Raw genomic sequence first — 14,814 nt, 5'->3', positions numbered from 1 at the left:
TCCGATTTTATGTTATACTGTTCTCAGAAAAAATTGTCTATTATAATTAAGGCATTATAAAACATCTGAGGATTATACGTTGTCCTTAATAAACGTAAATATTTAGTAATAAGGAGGAGAAGTATGGTTATTATTTAGAATTAATCATACGAATTATTTATGGAAAATTTGGATTTAAAATTGGAAAAATATGCAGAGGTGATAGTAAAAGTAGGTGCAAATATTCAACAAGATCAGAAAGTGTGGATAAATTGTACTACAGATTCACTTCCTTTAGTTTATAAAGTAACTGAATTTGCATATAAATCAGGAGCGAGTGACGTTCATATAAAGCTTTCCGATGACAGGCTTTCACGTATGCATGCTGAATATCAGTCCACAGAAGTGTATTCTTATGTACCTCAATGGGCTATAGATGAAAGAAACGACTATTTGGATGATAATGTAGTATTTATACATATTTTGAGTAGTTCTCCAAATCTTTTTTCAGGAATAGAAGCGAAAAAGCTGGGAGTTTATGCTAAAAATATGGGAGAAGCCTTTAAATATTATCGTTCTCGTATAATGACAGATGCAAATTCATGGACAATAGCGAGTTATCCTTCTCCCGATTGGGCAAGACTTGTATTTCCTGAAGAAATTGATGTTGAAAAGGCACAGGAAAAGCTGCTGGATGCTATATTAAAAACAGTGAGAATTGATAAAGAAGATCCTCTAAAAGCGTGGGAAGAACATCATAAAACTTTATCTGAAAAAGCTGATTATCTTAATAAGAAAAAGTTCAGGGCTTTACATTATAAGACATCAGGAACTGATTTGACAGTAGGATTACCTGAAAATCATATATGGATTGCAGCCGGAAGTAAAAATCTTAAAGGGATAGATTTTATGCCGAATATGCCTACTGAAGAAGTATTTACCGCAGCGGATAAATATAGAATAAATGGATATGTTTCAAATAAAAAGCCGTTATCTTATCAAGGAAATATTATTGATAATTTTAAACTGACTTTTAAAGACGGAAAAGTTATTGATTTTGAAGCTGAAGTAGGGTACGATATTTTGAAACAGCTCTTGGAAACGGATGAGGGAGCAAAGAGTATAGGAGAAGTAGCCCTTGTTCCTCATGATTCCCCTATTTCAAATTCAGGACTTTTATATTATCAGACATTATTTGATGAAAATGCATCAAATCATTTGGCATTGGGGGCGGCATACCCTACTAATGTTGAGGGAGGAAAAAATATGAATGAGGAGGAGCTTGAAAAAGCTCATTTGAATCAGTCGATAACTCATGTGGATTTTATGATAGGAGATTCTGAAATGGATATTGACGGAATAAATGAAGACGGTACGAGGGAACCTGTGTTCAGAAAAGGAAACTGGGCATTTTAAAGAATGGAATTTATAAGTGAACATAACAATAATAAAATAATAAAGGACTTATTGGAGAATTTTTCCATGTTAGAGCCCCTTATTTTCAGCTTATATTTCGGATTTTCTTACATTCGAATTTTTTTGAAAATATGAGTTATACTGATTAGAGAAATAAAGTTATCTAAATGAAGTAAGTTACTTTCCAAATAAAATGAATTTTTTGAAAATTAAAAGTTTTATAGTCAAACTTGGAGTTCAAGGAGTAATAATGGTTTACAGAAGAAAGTTGAGTATAAAATAATTTGTGTCGAGTAATTTTTTACTTTGATATTTTTTACAAAAAAGATTGAGAAAAAATTTTACTGAGATGTGATTATAATTACAAGATTTTATGAAAGAGATATCAAAAAGTAAAAAAGATTATGAGGGCAATATTACTATTGCCCTCATAGTTATTTATAATATATGTATTGCTTCTTCATCAATTCCGAAAGTCAGCATTTCTCCTACTTTTTTTACTTCTTTTCCATGAGGATTACTGAGTATAATCTCTATTATATCATTTTCATATTGAACTTCATATTCGTGATTTTCTCCCATGAATACGCTTTTTGTGACTTTCAGTGTATTCATATTTTTGGAAAAATCAATAGATTCAGGTCTTACAACAACTTTTACATCATCATCTGTGTTATGTTCAGTTACTTCAGGAACATTGTATTCCGAACCGAGTAATTTTATTTTTGTAAAATCATTTCCTTTTTGAACAATTTTTGCATCCAGTATGTTTGCTCTTCCGATAAATTTAGCAGCAAACTCACAGTTAGGTTTTTGATATATTTCCTGAGGACTTCCGATTTGAACAATTTCACCGTCTTTCATTAAAATGATTTTATCTGAAAGAGCCATTGCTTCAGCCTGATCATGAGTCACGTAAATTGAAGTAATTCCAACTTCCTGTTGAAGTTTTCTTATTTCATCTCTCATATGGAGTCTTAATTTTGCATCAAGATTTGACAAAGGTTCATCAAACAGTAATACAGCTGAATTCATTATTAATGCCCTTGCAAGAGAAACTCTTTGTTGTTGACCTCCCGACATTTGTGACGGAACACGTTCGGCAAAATCTTCCATTTTCATTAAATCCAGTATTTTATGCACACGCTCATCTATTTCACTTTTACTTTTTTTCTGAAGTTTAAGACCGTAAGCGATATTGTCATAGACATTCATATGAGGGAATAAAGCGTAGTTTTGAAAAACCATTGAAATTCCTCTTTTATCAGGAGTTAGATAAGCAATGTCTTTTCCTCCTATTTCGATACTTCCCTCAGTAGGTATTTCAAATCCTGCAATCATTCTGAGAACCGTTGTTTTCCCACATCCTGACGGTCCGAGAAGACAGACAAATTCTCCTGAATTAATTGACAAATTTACATTTTTTACGGCATCCACTCTTCTTGATTTTGTTATAAACGTTTTTGACAGATTTTTTATTATTAAGTTTTTTGATTCGTTCATTTCGCTCTCCTTTGGTTATTTTCAGTTATTTTTTTGCATTTGTAAACGACATAAGTATTTTTACAGTTATCATAAATGCTGATACGATTATTATTAAAATTGTACAGTAAGCTGAAGCGATTCCTATTCTTCCCTGATCAATATGATTCATTATTTCAGGAGTCAACAGTTTCCATTTTGCCGAAATAAGGAATACTACAGTACTTACAAGAGTCATGCTTCTTGCAAAAGAGTATATAAGACCGCTGAGGAAAGCTTCCCTTATCATTGGGATAGTAACTTTAAAAAATGTCTGTCTACTTGATGCTCCGAGTATTGTAGAAGCTTCTTCAATAGACGGATCGATCTGATTTAATGCACTCATTCCTGAACGTACTCCTACAGGCAGGCTTCTTATAATAAATGCCATTACAATAATAAATGCAGTTCCTGTAAGTGTAGGAATTACAGTTATATTTGTGAAAGGAATTTTGTATACTCTGTTATAGCTTATAGCATAACCTATACCTATTATTGTTCCCGGTATGGCGAGTGCCATAATAGTCGTAAACTCTATAAAAGTTTTTCCTATAAAGTTTTTTCTGACAATCAGGAATGCGATAATCATTGAAAAAATACTTGCTATCAATGTTGCCCAGAATGATAAATTTGTTGTAGCGATTATAGGAGCAATCCTGTTTTTGAATCTGAAAATTTCTCTGTAATGTTTAAGAGTAAAGTTATTTTTTATACCGAATATTTCTACGAATGAACTTAAAGGTATTAATATATACATGGCTATTACGAATGATGTCAAAATCAACAGTGCTATAAATACGGGAGTTACTATTTTTTTACTGTTAATAAGCTCTCTTTCTCTTGAAACTTTTCCTGTTACCGTAACATAAGATTTTTTGTTAATGTAATATCTTTGTATTGTAAACATTGTAATTGATAGAGAAAGGAGTATTATGGAAAGTGCAGTTGCTATGCCCAACTCATAATTTCCGACTCCTTCCTGAAATATTTTTACAGCAATTGTAGTAAATTTTCCTCCTATTACAAAAGGATTTGCATAATCCGCAATGGATTGTATAAAAACGAGCAGAAAAGCATTTGCAAGTCCGGGTACCATTAGAGGGAATGTAACGGTGGAAAACACTTTGAATCTTGAGGCTCCCAGTGATCTTGCAGCTTCTTCCACTGACGGATCGATCATTTGAAGCAGCCCTACAAGCATCATATATGCAATAGGGAAAAAACTCAAAACCTGTACGAGTACAAGACCGTGAAATCCATATATTTCAAATCCTTTAAGACCCAGTAGTTTATTTGTAATAATTCCCTGTCTTCCGAATAACATTATTGCCGACAGTGCAATGACGAAAGGAGGTGAGATTATAGGTAACATTGCAATAAAATCAAAGATCTTTTTTCCTTTAACTTTAATATATACAGATACGTAGGCAAAGAAGAATCCTATTATTAAAGAAATAGCGGATGTCACAAAGCCCAGCAAAATTGTGTTTACTATTACTTGAAAGTTTCCTGTTGAAGTGAGGGATTCTACATAATTTCCAAAACCGAATTTTCCTTTATCTACTTTCAAACTTTCCAGAAATATGTTCCATAAAGGAACTAATACGAAAAATGTAACAACAGCCAAAGAAAAAATAATTGTCAGTAATAATGTAGGATCATTTATAAGTTTTCTTATATTTTTTAATTCGTGATTTAGTTTCAGTTTAAAATCATTACTCATTTTTTCCTCCGTTAAGAAAATTTACTGGAGAAGTCCAAAGTGAAAGATTATTTCATTTCCATATTTAAAGCCCGTTTTCCGTCTTAGATTTATAAAGTAAACTTTAAATAAAAGGGAAGAAATATTTTTCTATTTGAAACAGCTCCAGTATTTTGTAATTTAGTATCAAATTGTTTTAAAAATTCAGTTATTCTTTAGGAACAGCTGTATTTGTTTCTTTTGTAAATCTTTCAACTAATCTCTTCTTATTTTTTCCTGACCAATCAAAATCGTATTTTATAAGTTTAGCATTTTCTACCGTTTTTGCTTCTTCAGGATTTACAGCATCCTTGTTTGTAAGGAATTGGAATGAACCCACAGTTTTCCCTAATTCTTGTATTTTTTTAGAAAGTACCCAGTCGATGAATTTTTTAGCGTTTTCCTGATCAGGTCCGTTTTTAAGAAGAGCAACTCCTCCTATTTCAAATCCTGTACCTTCACTTGGTGAAGCTAAAATAATGTCGCTGTATCCTTCTTTCTGATATTTGATACCGTCATGTAAGAATGTAATCCCTACAGTGGCTTCTCCTGTTCCGACCATTCTTCCCGGAGCAGTTCCTGATTTTGTATATTGTCTTACCTGTCCATTAAATTTTTTCAAGTATTCCATTGCTTTATCTTCTCCCATTAATTGCACAAGAGTCGCAAGCATTGTGTAAGCAGTTCCTGAAGATCCCGGATGAGCTACAACTATTTCTCCTTTGTATTCAGGTTTAAGTAAATCTTCCCATGATGTGGGCATAGGGATTTTCTTTTCATCAAGCATTTTCTTATTTCCTACAAATCCCAAATATCCTACATATATCCCTGTCCAGTAACCTTCAGCATTTTTATATTCAGGTTTAATATTTGCAGCTTCAGATGAAATGTATTTTTCAATAAGTCCTTCATCAATGGCTGCAACCATACCGTCTACAGGACCTCCATACCATACTGAAGCAGTCATATTATCTTTTTCAGCTTTTAATCTTGCCAATGTTTCTCCACTGCTTAATCTTACAAACTCTGTTTTAATCCCGGTTTCTTTTTCAAATTCCTGAGCGATAAGTGCTGCATGATCTTCCTGCAATCCTGCATAAAACAGTAATTTTCCTTTTCCGTCTTTACCTCCAGAATCTCCATTGTCACTTGAACCGCATGACAATGCAAAAATTATTAGTAAAACAGATAAAAGTATCTTTTTCATTTTTTCCTCCTAAAATTTTAATATATTTTAAAAAATTATTCATTTTAATTTAGATTATGTAAGTTATAAATAAAATTTAATACCCAATAATATATACCTTAATTATTTGAATATGTCAATAAAAAATCATCTTTTATTCTAAATTTTAATAAAATTTCTATTTTATACTTTTTTGAATTTAATTTTTATATATAATAAAAAAATAATAAATTTTGAAGTAAAATTTTATTTTTAATTTCAATCAAATAAAAATTGGAAATCATCATATCAATTTTCAGAGTTTATATTTTCATATGAAAGTTAAACAACCTGAATTTTTAAAATTTACAGTTGACATTTTTATTTCAAAAGATATAATTTAGTTAAAGGAAAAGTTAAGAAAGGGTGGAATGAAAATGAATAATGAAAAAATAAAGGAAATATACGGGACAAGAAAATATATAATAGCACTGGATCAGGGGACAACAAGTTCCAGAGCAATAATTTTTAATAAAAGTACAGATATAGTTTCATTAGCACAGAGGGAGGTTACCCAGATATATCCTGAACCGGGGTGGGTAGAACATAATCCTATGGAAATATGGGCTACTCAAAGATCCGTACTGACCGAAGTAATAGCAAGAGCGGGGATTTCACTGAAAGATGTGGCAGGGATAGGAATAACAAATCAGAGGGAGACAACGATAGTTTGGGACAAAAATACGGGAGAACCCGTGTATAATGCAATAGTGTGGCAATGTAGAAGAACTGCGGACATATGTGAAAAGTTGAAGGAAAAGGGACTGGAAGAGTATGTGAAGGAAAATACGGGACTTAGAATAGATGCCTACTTTTCAGGAACAAAGTTAAAATGGATACTGGATAATGTAGAAGGTGTAAGGGAAAAAGCTGAAAGAGGAGAGCTTCTCTTCGGAACCGTAGATACATGGCTTGTTTGGAAACTGACTGCAGGAAAAGTTTATATTACTGATTATACAAATGCATCACGTACAATGCTCTATAATATTAAAAAATTGGAATGGGATAAAAAAATCCTGAAAGAACTTAATATACCTGAAAATATGCTTCCTGAAGTAAGAAATTCAAGTGAAATATACGGGTATACAAAAATGGGAATTACAATGGGAGAAGAAAATGGAACAATTATACCTATATGTGGAATAGCAGGAGATCAGCAGGCGGCATTATTCGGGCAAAACTGTTTTGATACAGGAGATACTAAAAACACATATGGTACGGGTTGTTTTATGCTAATGAATACAGGGAATAAGTGTATAAAATCTCGTAATGGGCTTATTACTACTATTGCAGTGGGAATAAACGGAAAAATCGAATATGCCCTTGAAGGAAGTATATTTATAGCAGGAGCGGCAATACAGTGGCTTAGAGATGAAATGAAGTTTTTTAGTGATGCTGCAGATACTGAATATTTTGCAACGAAAATAGAAGATAACGGGGGAGTATATTTTGTGCCGGCATTTGTAGGACTGGGTTCGCCTTACTGGGATATGTATGCAAGAGGAACTATAGTCGGTCTTACAAGAGGTTCAAACAGAAATCATATAATAAGAGCGGCACTTGAGTCTATTGCTTACCAATCAAAAAGCCTTATTGAAGCTATGGAAGAAGATTCAGGATTACTACTGTCTTCTTTAAAAGTGGACGGAGGAGCAGTTGCAAATAATTTTTTAATGCAGTTTCAGGCAGATATATTGAATGTAAATGTTTTAAGACCTGAAATTTCTGAAACAACGGCATTGGGGGTAGCTTATTTGGCAGGGATGGCAGTAGGTTTCTGGAAAGATAAAGAGGATATAAGGAAAAATTGGAAAATGGACAGAAAATTTACACCTGATTTAAAGGAAGAACTTCGGGATAAATATTTCAGGGAATGGAAAAAAGCAGTTGAAAGAGCCGGAAGATGGGAAGGTGAATAAAAAATATTATAATTGTAATTTTTAGAATTAATATTAGGAGAGGGAAACAAAATAAAAGTCATATAAGTATAAATAGTGTTATTTTGAAATTTTTTGATATACTTTGCTGTAATATATAGTTTAATTTTATAAAAAAACTTGGGAAAATCCGCAATAGGCGGAATATAACATAATTATATTTAAATTTTATTTTTCTGATAGTTTTTTCTTTTTAAAATATGAAGTTAAATAATATAAACAGTTTATAATTATCCAAATCCAAATACTTCTGATGTAAACACCATTTTGAATGTCCCTGTTTCCTACTCCGTCATCTCCATATTTTTTCATTATCTTTTTAGAGTTTTTCATTTTTTTAATAACATCTTTTCCGTATTTTTCCTTAAGTTCCTTTTCCGATACTCCAAATTTTATTATGTCATTTTTGTCATCAGAGTAAAAATATCCCAAGTTTTTATTACTTTTTTCCATTCGGATGTTTCCCCCTCTGTTTTTTATTTCAACTTTTTCATCAGTAATATATCCTACATAATCATAATAAAAAGTTTCCCCGTTTTCTTCATATTTTTTTATATATCTTGCCAGCTTACTTACTGTAAATATGCTTCTTTTATATCTTATGTCGGAATTTCTGTCAGCAGGAAAGGTTTTATAATTCTGTGAATTTAAAAATTCTTCTGAGCTTAAATATGAATCATAAATTTTTAATTTTATAATACCGTTTTTATATAGCAATAATTCGTATCCTTTTGGTAATATTAAGTCTATAGGTTCTTTTCGAGCTTTAAAAGGTATATAAAATATAGTTGATATACCTATAATTAGTGCTAAAGGAATAAAAATAAACTGTATAAATATTTTCATATATTATCCTCCAAAGGTGAAATTATCTTACTAATTCTTTTCTCATTCTATTGAGATGAGAAAGGGCGTCCCGTTTATTATTAAAAGTTTTTTCGTATATAGTTTTTTCCTGTGACGGACCTACCATATCATAAGGTTTTCCCCATTCAATAGGAATTTTATCTCCTATTATTCTTTGAAATTTATCAGACAGATTATATCTTACATAAATGCGGAGATTATATTTTCCGTTTTTATTTTCAGTTACGGAAGTTTTTATTTTTCCTATTATAACTGATCTTCCCAAAGCATATTCCAATTTTTTAATTTTATCGACATTATATTCTTTTGCAAATTCTATTCCTTTTTTCACTCTTTCTTCTCTTCCATATTTCCAGAAGTTTTCTTCTGCTTTTTTAACAATATCATTAACAGCTTTTTTATATACTTCATGATTTTCTATATTTTTCCAACCTTCAGGATCAAATTTATCAAGATACAGATTATTTCTTTCATCAATAAATTTTTTTCTTAATTCTTTATTAGTAGCCACATACAGACCTTCATAGGGACTTTCAGATGAAAAACCGCCTATATGACTTAACATAGCCAATTCTTTTAAAATATCTTTTTTAGGGGCATTATTTTCTATCATTTTTAAAATATTTTCCTGCTGTTTATTAAAAAGAGCTATTGCTCCTCCGACACTTGGACTGGGGATAAACGGACGGGGAGCTTTAGACTCTTTAGTTCTTATTGTTATATATGAAGTAAATGTGTTTTCTTTATTCTTCTCTTTTGACTTTTTGATAGGTATTTTAGTAGTATTTCCGTTCTCAGATGAAAGCTTTTTTATATTTCTTTTATTTCTATCTGATAAAATTTGTTCTAAAATTTCAAGGGCACTTTTTTCTTCAGGTATTTCTCCTTTTTTAAATTTGTTAAAATATATTGTCGAATTTTTCATTGATTATATATTGAATTTTATTAAAAGTTAAATTTTATGTTATGACTATATTTTTTAAAATTAATCAACAGTAAGGAGTAAACTGTCAATTTTTTTCGTAATTTTATCTTTCAGTTCATTTTCTTCAAAATAGTCAAGAATATATGTTCCTCCTAAAATATTGAGGTACATTACAGTTTCATTGAAAATTTCTCTTTTTATCTTAACTCCGTTTTTTTCAAAGTCAAGTATTGCAGATAAAAATGCCCTTGTAATTTTAAGGTTGTTACTGAAATTACTTGAAAACAGATAAAGCAGTTTAGTTCTGAAATCAACATTAAATACCTGAAGCAGTTCAAAAGGATCTGTCCTGTTTTCATCATAAGTCATTTTTCCTGCCCACCATAATCTTGATAAAGCATGTTCTATAAGGGAACGTTTTTTACCATGTGAAAAGAAAAATGAATTTTTTATATTATTTACATAAGATTTATTTTTATCAAGAGATAAACGATATTGCATGTAGTTCCAAAATTTGCTGTGTGCCATTCCTGACCATAAATTTTCATTTGTAGCTTCAACTACGGATAAATCCTTTAAGGCATTATACAAAATTTTAATATTTTCAATGTCACTTTTTTCAGGTTTTTCATAAGACATATTCAACTCAAAATCAGGAACCTCTTTTTTAAATTCAAGGAAAGGGGAAGCTTGATTTTCAAAAAAGCTGAAAATCCATTCATTTGTGGGCATGGAATAATTTGAAAAATTATTTTCTACATTTTTTCTTAATGTTTCAAGAGGTATTTCTCTTAAAAATTCGAGTTTCATTCAATTTCCTCCTCTTCGGTTTCAAATGTAAGCATAGCTTCAAGACTTCTGCTTACGGGGTAGTTTATTATTTTTTGAGCCAAATCATATGAATATTCTCTTTCCAAAGTTTCCTGATTTAAATCAATATCTATGTTGTATAGAACTTTTTTTACGGTTTTAAACCAATTGAAATCTTCAAAAGTTTCCAAATCCGATTTTCTTAGATTTTCGAAAACATAAATTAATGCCGGAAAAATAATTGAAGAATGAAGTAGGGGCTGATAACTGCCTTTGGAAAGGAGGGCATATCGTTCATAATCTCTTTTACTGAGGAAAATTTGCAGCTTATCCTGAAGCATATCTATCTCAATACCGTCTTTTTTATCGGATTCTTTTTTTATTATGAGAAAGATTGACGGAACTTGAGCAAGATTATCCTTTTCCTTTTCAATATCTATGTTGAACTGTCGTGCAATAGCTAAAATATTGGCTTTATCTATGTTGAAAGAGATTCCTTCATAATCCTGATTAAAATTTTTGTTGGAGTAATTTTCCAAATCTTTTTTTGCAACAATAAAGAAACATATATTTACTTTGTTATCCAGTTTAGATTCAGGGATTGTTATCGTTTCTTTCCCTGAGTGGGATTTTACAATGTTTCTGTAAGACGTGGAAGAACATTCAATATGGAAGACATAGTCAGCCAATCCTTTTCCTATAAGTTCCATTAATCCTTCATCATCAGTATTTGCCGTTAAATCCAGAATAATACTGTTTCCCTGTTTACTTACACTTAAATTTGAAGTAAAAATTGAATTTATATAGTCGTCGGAAAAATAATTCAGCACAGGGTAAGGATACAATTTATACTCTATATTCATACAGTTCTACCTCCATTGAACAATCATCAGAATAATTTAGAATAAATGATAATGAAAATTTTTGATTTTCTTCAAGATTGTTCATGTAAATTTTATCCTGATTAATTCTTAAAGGATTTAATACATTATCATTTTCATAGGCATTTCTGATTTTTGCCTTTAAATTGGTTTGTTCTCCTGAAAGACTGATTCTTACACAGGCATCAGGAATATTTTTTTTTGGAAGAATAACAAGTTTGTATTTTCTAAGTTTTTTATTCATTAAAATCAGACGTATATTTGCATCTGAAACAATGGAAATCTTTTTGACCTTTAAAAATCCGTTTTCATCTTTAATTATAGAAAATTCCTTTTCAAGATTATTTTCTTCAGTTTTATTGATTCCGAAAGGAATATCTCCTGTTTCAGGCGTTCCGTCAGGGAAATTTCCCGTTGATGAAGCATCGTTAAATTCTTCTCGACTTTTAGGAGGAACTTTGTCATTTCTTTTTTTAGGAGGTGCATCCACAGACTGTAATTCAATTTTTTTAGTTTTATCGCTTACTTTATCAATTTTCTCATCTTCTTTTTTCTTTTCAAGAAATACGAGATCATCAGGCAGAAAATCTCCTATACCGTCAGCATCCATCTGATCTGCAACTGTATTTTTTCCTAATTCAACAATTTTACTCCTTATTAACTGCTTTAATTCCTTTAACATAACTTTAGCATTTTCATCTGAATGTCTGTCAGGTTGCCAGCTGTCATGTTGAGGGCTTTCCATTTCTCTAAAATAACCATTGAGTTTTTCCCCTGTCAATGTAAAAATTGCTGAAAATTGTAATGAGGAAGGAAATCTGTCCAAATCAAAAATTTTCATTCCGTTGCTTCTTGAAATTAAAACTTTTCTATTGAGGTCTTCATATAAAATTTTTAGTTCAAAATCGTCAAGATTTTTAAAAGTATCTCCTAAGAAGAAGGCATTTTTTCCGCTATTAATTTCCGATGTAGCTGTCAATACTTTGTAGTAATCGTTTATAGTAAGATTTTTCTTTTTTTCACCTATTTTAAGATTTTCTATTGTTTCTTTGAGTGTTTCTTTTGAAATTAAGGTATCATTCACTTTTACAATAAGATTTTTATTATAAATGGCTATCAAAAAGTTTTCCAGTACGGCTGAAATGAGTTCTTCCTTCCATTTTTCCCTTTCAAGAAACCCTATTATATAGAGATCTGTTCCTGTCTGACCTTTTCTTTTGAAAGAATTATCCAGATTAAGTTCTTTAAAAATAGGGGTATTTTTTTTAGTTTCTCCGTAATATCCTATTCCTTGAGTAAGTTTATCATCACTTGCCGGAAAAGAAATCAGTCTTGAAACTCCTTGAGTTGCTAAAATATTTTCAGTATCAAAAGTAGTATAAAATATAGTTCTTATTTCCGAACAGGCAAAAGGTGCTGATTTTCCTATGCCGTAGCTTCCTCCTGAAGTGGAAGTTTTATCTGAAATACCTGAAGATTTTATAAGACTTTGCCAAGGATTAATGGATATATTCGATTCCTTTGCTCCTTTTAAACCTGTAGTATTGAAATCACTTGCCCTTAATATTCCTATCTTCTGGGTTTCCATTTTTTTACAGGCATTTTTAAAAAATTTTTTTGCTTTTTTATCTGAACTTGAATTTAAGCATTTGTTTAAAGCGTCGTTTAATATTAAGTAACCCGGAATGTTTTGGATTTTAATCTCAAATTTTGAAAATTCAACGATGACAGGTTCCGAAAAATTCAGTCTTGCATCAAGAGAATTTTGACATATTTCTTTTGCCAGTGAGCCGAATAGGGAACCTCTGAAAGTTTCAATACCCGCTTCACTTATTCCGAATCTTTGAGAGTAGTTACTCTCGGGGAAATTCCAATTTATACTCATAATATTTAACTGAAATAAAATTATTCAGCTTTGCCCTCCTTATTTTTATATACTTAATTTAACACAATTAATTAAAAACAGTCAAGCAGAAAAATATAAATTATGGTATAATAAAACGTAAATATAATTAAAGAGGTAGGAAAATGAAAATTATAAAAAAATATTATGAAAAGTTTAAAATAATGAATCCTGAAAATACTGAATTAAAGTTTTTGATAGTTTTTGTATTGTTGTCGATTATGTTATTCAGAGGAATTTCGGATTTCAGATTTTCATGGGACATAGTAATTTCCTTGTGTATATTTGTAATTTCCATGACTTTACATGAAGTGGCTCATGGATATATAGCGTATAAATTTGGAGACGATACTGCAAAAGAAGAAGGAAGAATCACATTAAATCCTTTAAAACATTTAGATTTGGCAGGCATGCTGCTGCCAATTTTACTTATATTAACCGGATTTCCTTTTGTAATTGGTTGGGCAAAACCTGTTCCTGTAAATTTTTATAAACTGAAACCTGAAAGATTGGGTCTTTTCTGTGTAGCAATAGCGGGAATTGTAGTAAATCTTATAATTGCAGCTGTTTCTTTAACCGTTTTAAGGTACGGAATACCTTTTTTCGGAGAAAATGATATTATAATAACAATATTTCTATATATGTATATGATAAATCTGGCTTTGGCATTTTTCAATTTAATTCCTGTTACTCCCCTTGACGGAGGGAGAATAGTATATTCGATGGCCGGAGAAAAAGTGAGAAGATTTTATAATCAGATAGAAAAGTATGGAATGGTAGTAGTTTTTCTAATTGTTTATTCAGGGGTATTCAGACAATTTTTTATATGGATGTTTACTTTTTTTATAAAACTGACAAATATGGGAATACCTGTAGAAATTATGTGAGAATTTGAATTATAATATGATATTATTATGATATAGTTAATATTAAAATATAAATTAATATAAAATGAAAAATAAAAATCATAGTAAAAGTTATAAATATTAAATTAAAAAATTGTAACTGTTATAATATTATTAGTTATATTGTTTAGAAAAATTTTAATTTTTGATTGCAATAGTTAATTAAGGAAAAGATAGGGTAAAAAAAGTTTTGCGGGATATGGAAAAAAGGGGGAAATTATGAGTAAAGCTATGGAAGAGCTTTTGAAATCTTTTAATAATAAAAAGGTGAAAATAAAAAAGTAAAGTGCCTTTTGAAGAAAATTGATTCAAAAGTAAAAATGAAAAGATTGAAAGATGAAAAAATAGAAGTAGTAATTAAAAAAATTATAAAATATTTGATAAATTTTAAAAACCTTATGATTTAAGTGATACGGGATTGTCATATGGGAAGGAAACCGAAAATTCATATAATATGTCTAGTGGTTATAAATTATCTTCTTCGGTATTCAGAAAAATTTATAATAACGGAAAAGAAGCAATACTGAATATAAATCGATTGGTGAAAGATGTAGAAAAAAGAATAAAAAATAGGCAAATTAAAAAACAGAAAAAACCGGAAAAATCAGAGAGGTGAAAGATAATTAAAAACAGATTATAATATTTATTACATCTTTAACGATAGCCTATATTTATGTATACTCTTACTATCCATAAAAATAACA

At 30.3% G+C, this 14,814-nt stretch carries 12 protein-coding genes; 4 read left to right on the top strand and 8 right to left on the bottom strand.

Features of this window, described 5'->3' with window-relative positions; genetic code table 11:
* Positions 1-159 precede the first annotated feature (159 nt).
* Positions 160-1,395 carry an aminopeptidase gene (locus EII29_RS08105; RefSeq protein ID WP_125237027.1) on the top strand — a complete coding sequence of 412 codons (1,236 nt, stop codon included), beginning with the start codon at positions 160-162 and terminating at the stop codon, positions 1,393-1,395.
* A 438-nt stretch (positions 1,396-1,833) separates the two neighbouring features.
* Here EII29_RS08105 and EII29_RS08100 read toward each other — a convergent pair whose 3' ends face one another.
* The 3 genes from EII29_RS08100 to EII29_RS08090 form a co-directional block, all read right to left on the bottom strand.
* On the bottom strand, positions 1,834-2,898 hold the full coding sequence (locus EII29_RS08100) for an ABC transporter ATP-binding protein (protein ID WP_125237026.1): 1,065 nt from the start codon (positions 2,896-2,898) through the stop codon (positions 1,834-1,836).
* Positions 2,899-2,923: 25 nt separating this feature from the next.
* Positions 2,924-4,639 carry an iron ABC transporter permease gene (locus EII29_RS08095; protein WP_125237025.1) on the bottom strand — a complete coding sequence of 572 codons (1,716 nt, stop codon included), beginning with the start codon at positions 4,637-4,639 and terminating at the stop codon, positions 2,924-2,926.
* 187 nt (positions 4,640-4,826) lie between these two features.
* Positions 4,827-5,864 carry an ABC transporter substrate-binding protein gene (locus tag EII29_RS08090; RefSeq protein WP_125237024.1) on the bottom strand — a complete coding sequence of 346 codons (1,038 nt, stop codon included), beginning with the start codon at positions 5,862-5,864 and terminating at the stop codon, positions 4,827-4,829.
* A 395-nt stretch (positions 5,865-6,259) separates the two neighbouring features.
* On the opposite strand from EII29_RS08090, the gene glpK reads away from it, so the two are divergent.
* Entirely contained in the window at positions 6,260-7,801 is a 1,542-nt protein-coding gene (gene glpK, locus EII29_RS08085) for a glycerol kinase GlpK (RefSeq protein ID WP_125237023.1), read from the top strand.
* Between the two features lie 186 nt (positions 7,802-7,987).
* Here glpK and EII29_RS08080 read toward each other — a convergent pair whose 3' ends face one another.
* From EII29_RS08080 to EII29_RS08060, 5 genes are read right to left on the bottom strand one after another with little or no spacing between them, the layout of a single operon-like run.
* Complete coding sequence (locus EII29_RS08080) at positions 7,988-8,665, bottom strand: hypothetical protein (RefSeq protein WP_125237022.1); 678 nt, start codon at positions 8,663-8,665, stop codon at positions 7,988-7,990.
* 22 nt (positions 8,666-8,687) lie between these two features.
* Positions 8,688-9,611 (bottom strand): hypothetical protein, encoded by a 924-nt coding sequence (locus tag EII29_RS08075; RefSeq protein WP_125237021.1) that lies wholly within the window; start codon positions 9,609-9,611, stop codon positions 8,688-8,690.
* 60 nt (positions 9,612-9,671) lie between these two features.
* Positions 9,672-10,421, bottom strand: a complete 750-nt coding sequence (locus tag EII29_RS08070) for a DUF6339 family protein (protein WP_125237020.1) — start codon at positions 10,419-10,421, stop codon at positions 9,672-9,674.
* Entirely contained in the window at positions 10,418-11,284 is an 867-nt protein-coding gene (locus EII29_RS08065; protein WP_125237019.1) for a hypothetical protein, read from the bottom strand. The genes EII29_RS08070 and EII29_RS08065 overlap by 4 nt, the downstream gene beginning before the upstream one ends.
* Positions 11,268-13,187 carry a hypothetical protein gene (locus EII29_RS08060; protein ID WP_125237018.1) on the bottom strand — a complete coding sequence of 640 codons (1,920 nt, stop codon included), beginning with the start codon at positions 13,185-13,187 and terminating at the stop codon, positions 11,268-11,270. The genes EII29_RS08065 and EII29_RS08060 overlap by 17 nt, the downstream gene beginning before the upstream one ends.
* Positions 13,188-13,330: 143 nt before the next feature.
* Between EII29_RS08060 and EII29_RS08055 the strand changes: the two genes are divergently transcribed.
* Both EII29_RS08055 and EII29_RS12095 read left to right on the top strand, forming a co-directional pair.
* Complete coding sequence (locus tag EII29_RS08055; RefSeq protein WP_125237017.1) at positions 13,331-14,092, top strand: site-2 protease family protein; 762 nt, start codon at positions 13,331-13,333, stop codon at positions 14,090-14,092.
* Positions 14,093-14,564: 472 nt separating this feature from the next.
* Positions 14,565-14,726, top strand: coding sequence for a hypothetical protein (locus EII29_RS12095; RefSeq protein WP_158612494.1), 162 nt, complete (start codon positions 14,565-14,567; stop codon positions 14,724-14,726).
* Positions 14,727-14,814 lie beyond the last annotated feature (88 nt).

This window comes from Leptotrichia sp. OH3620_COT-345, from assembly GCF_003932895.1.
Lineage (GTDB): Bacteria > Fusobacteriota > Fusobacteriia > Fusobacteriales > Leptotrichiaceae > Pseudoleptotrichia.
This window is presented reverse-complemented; position numbering and strand designations above follow the sequence as displayed.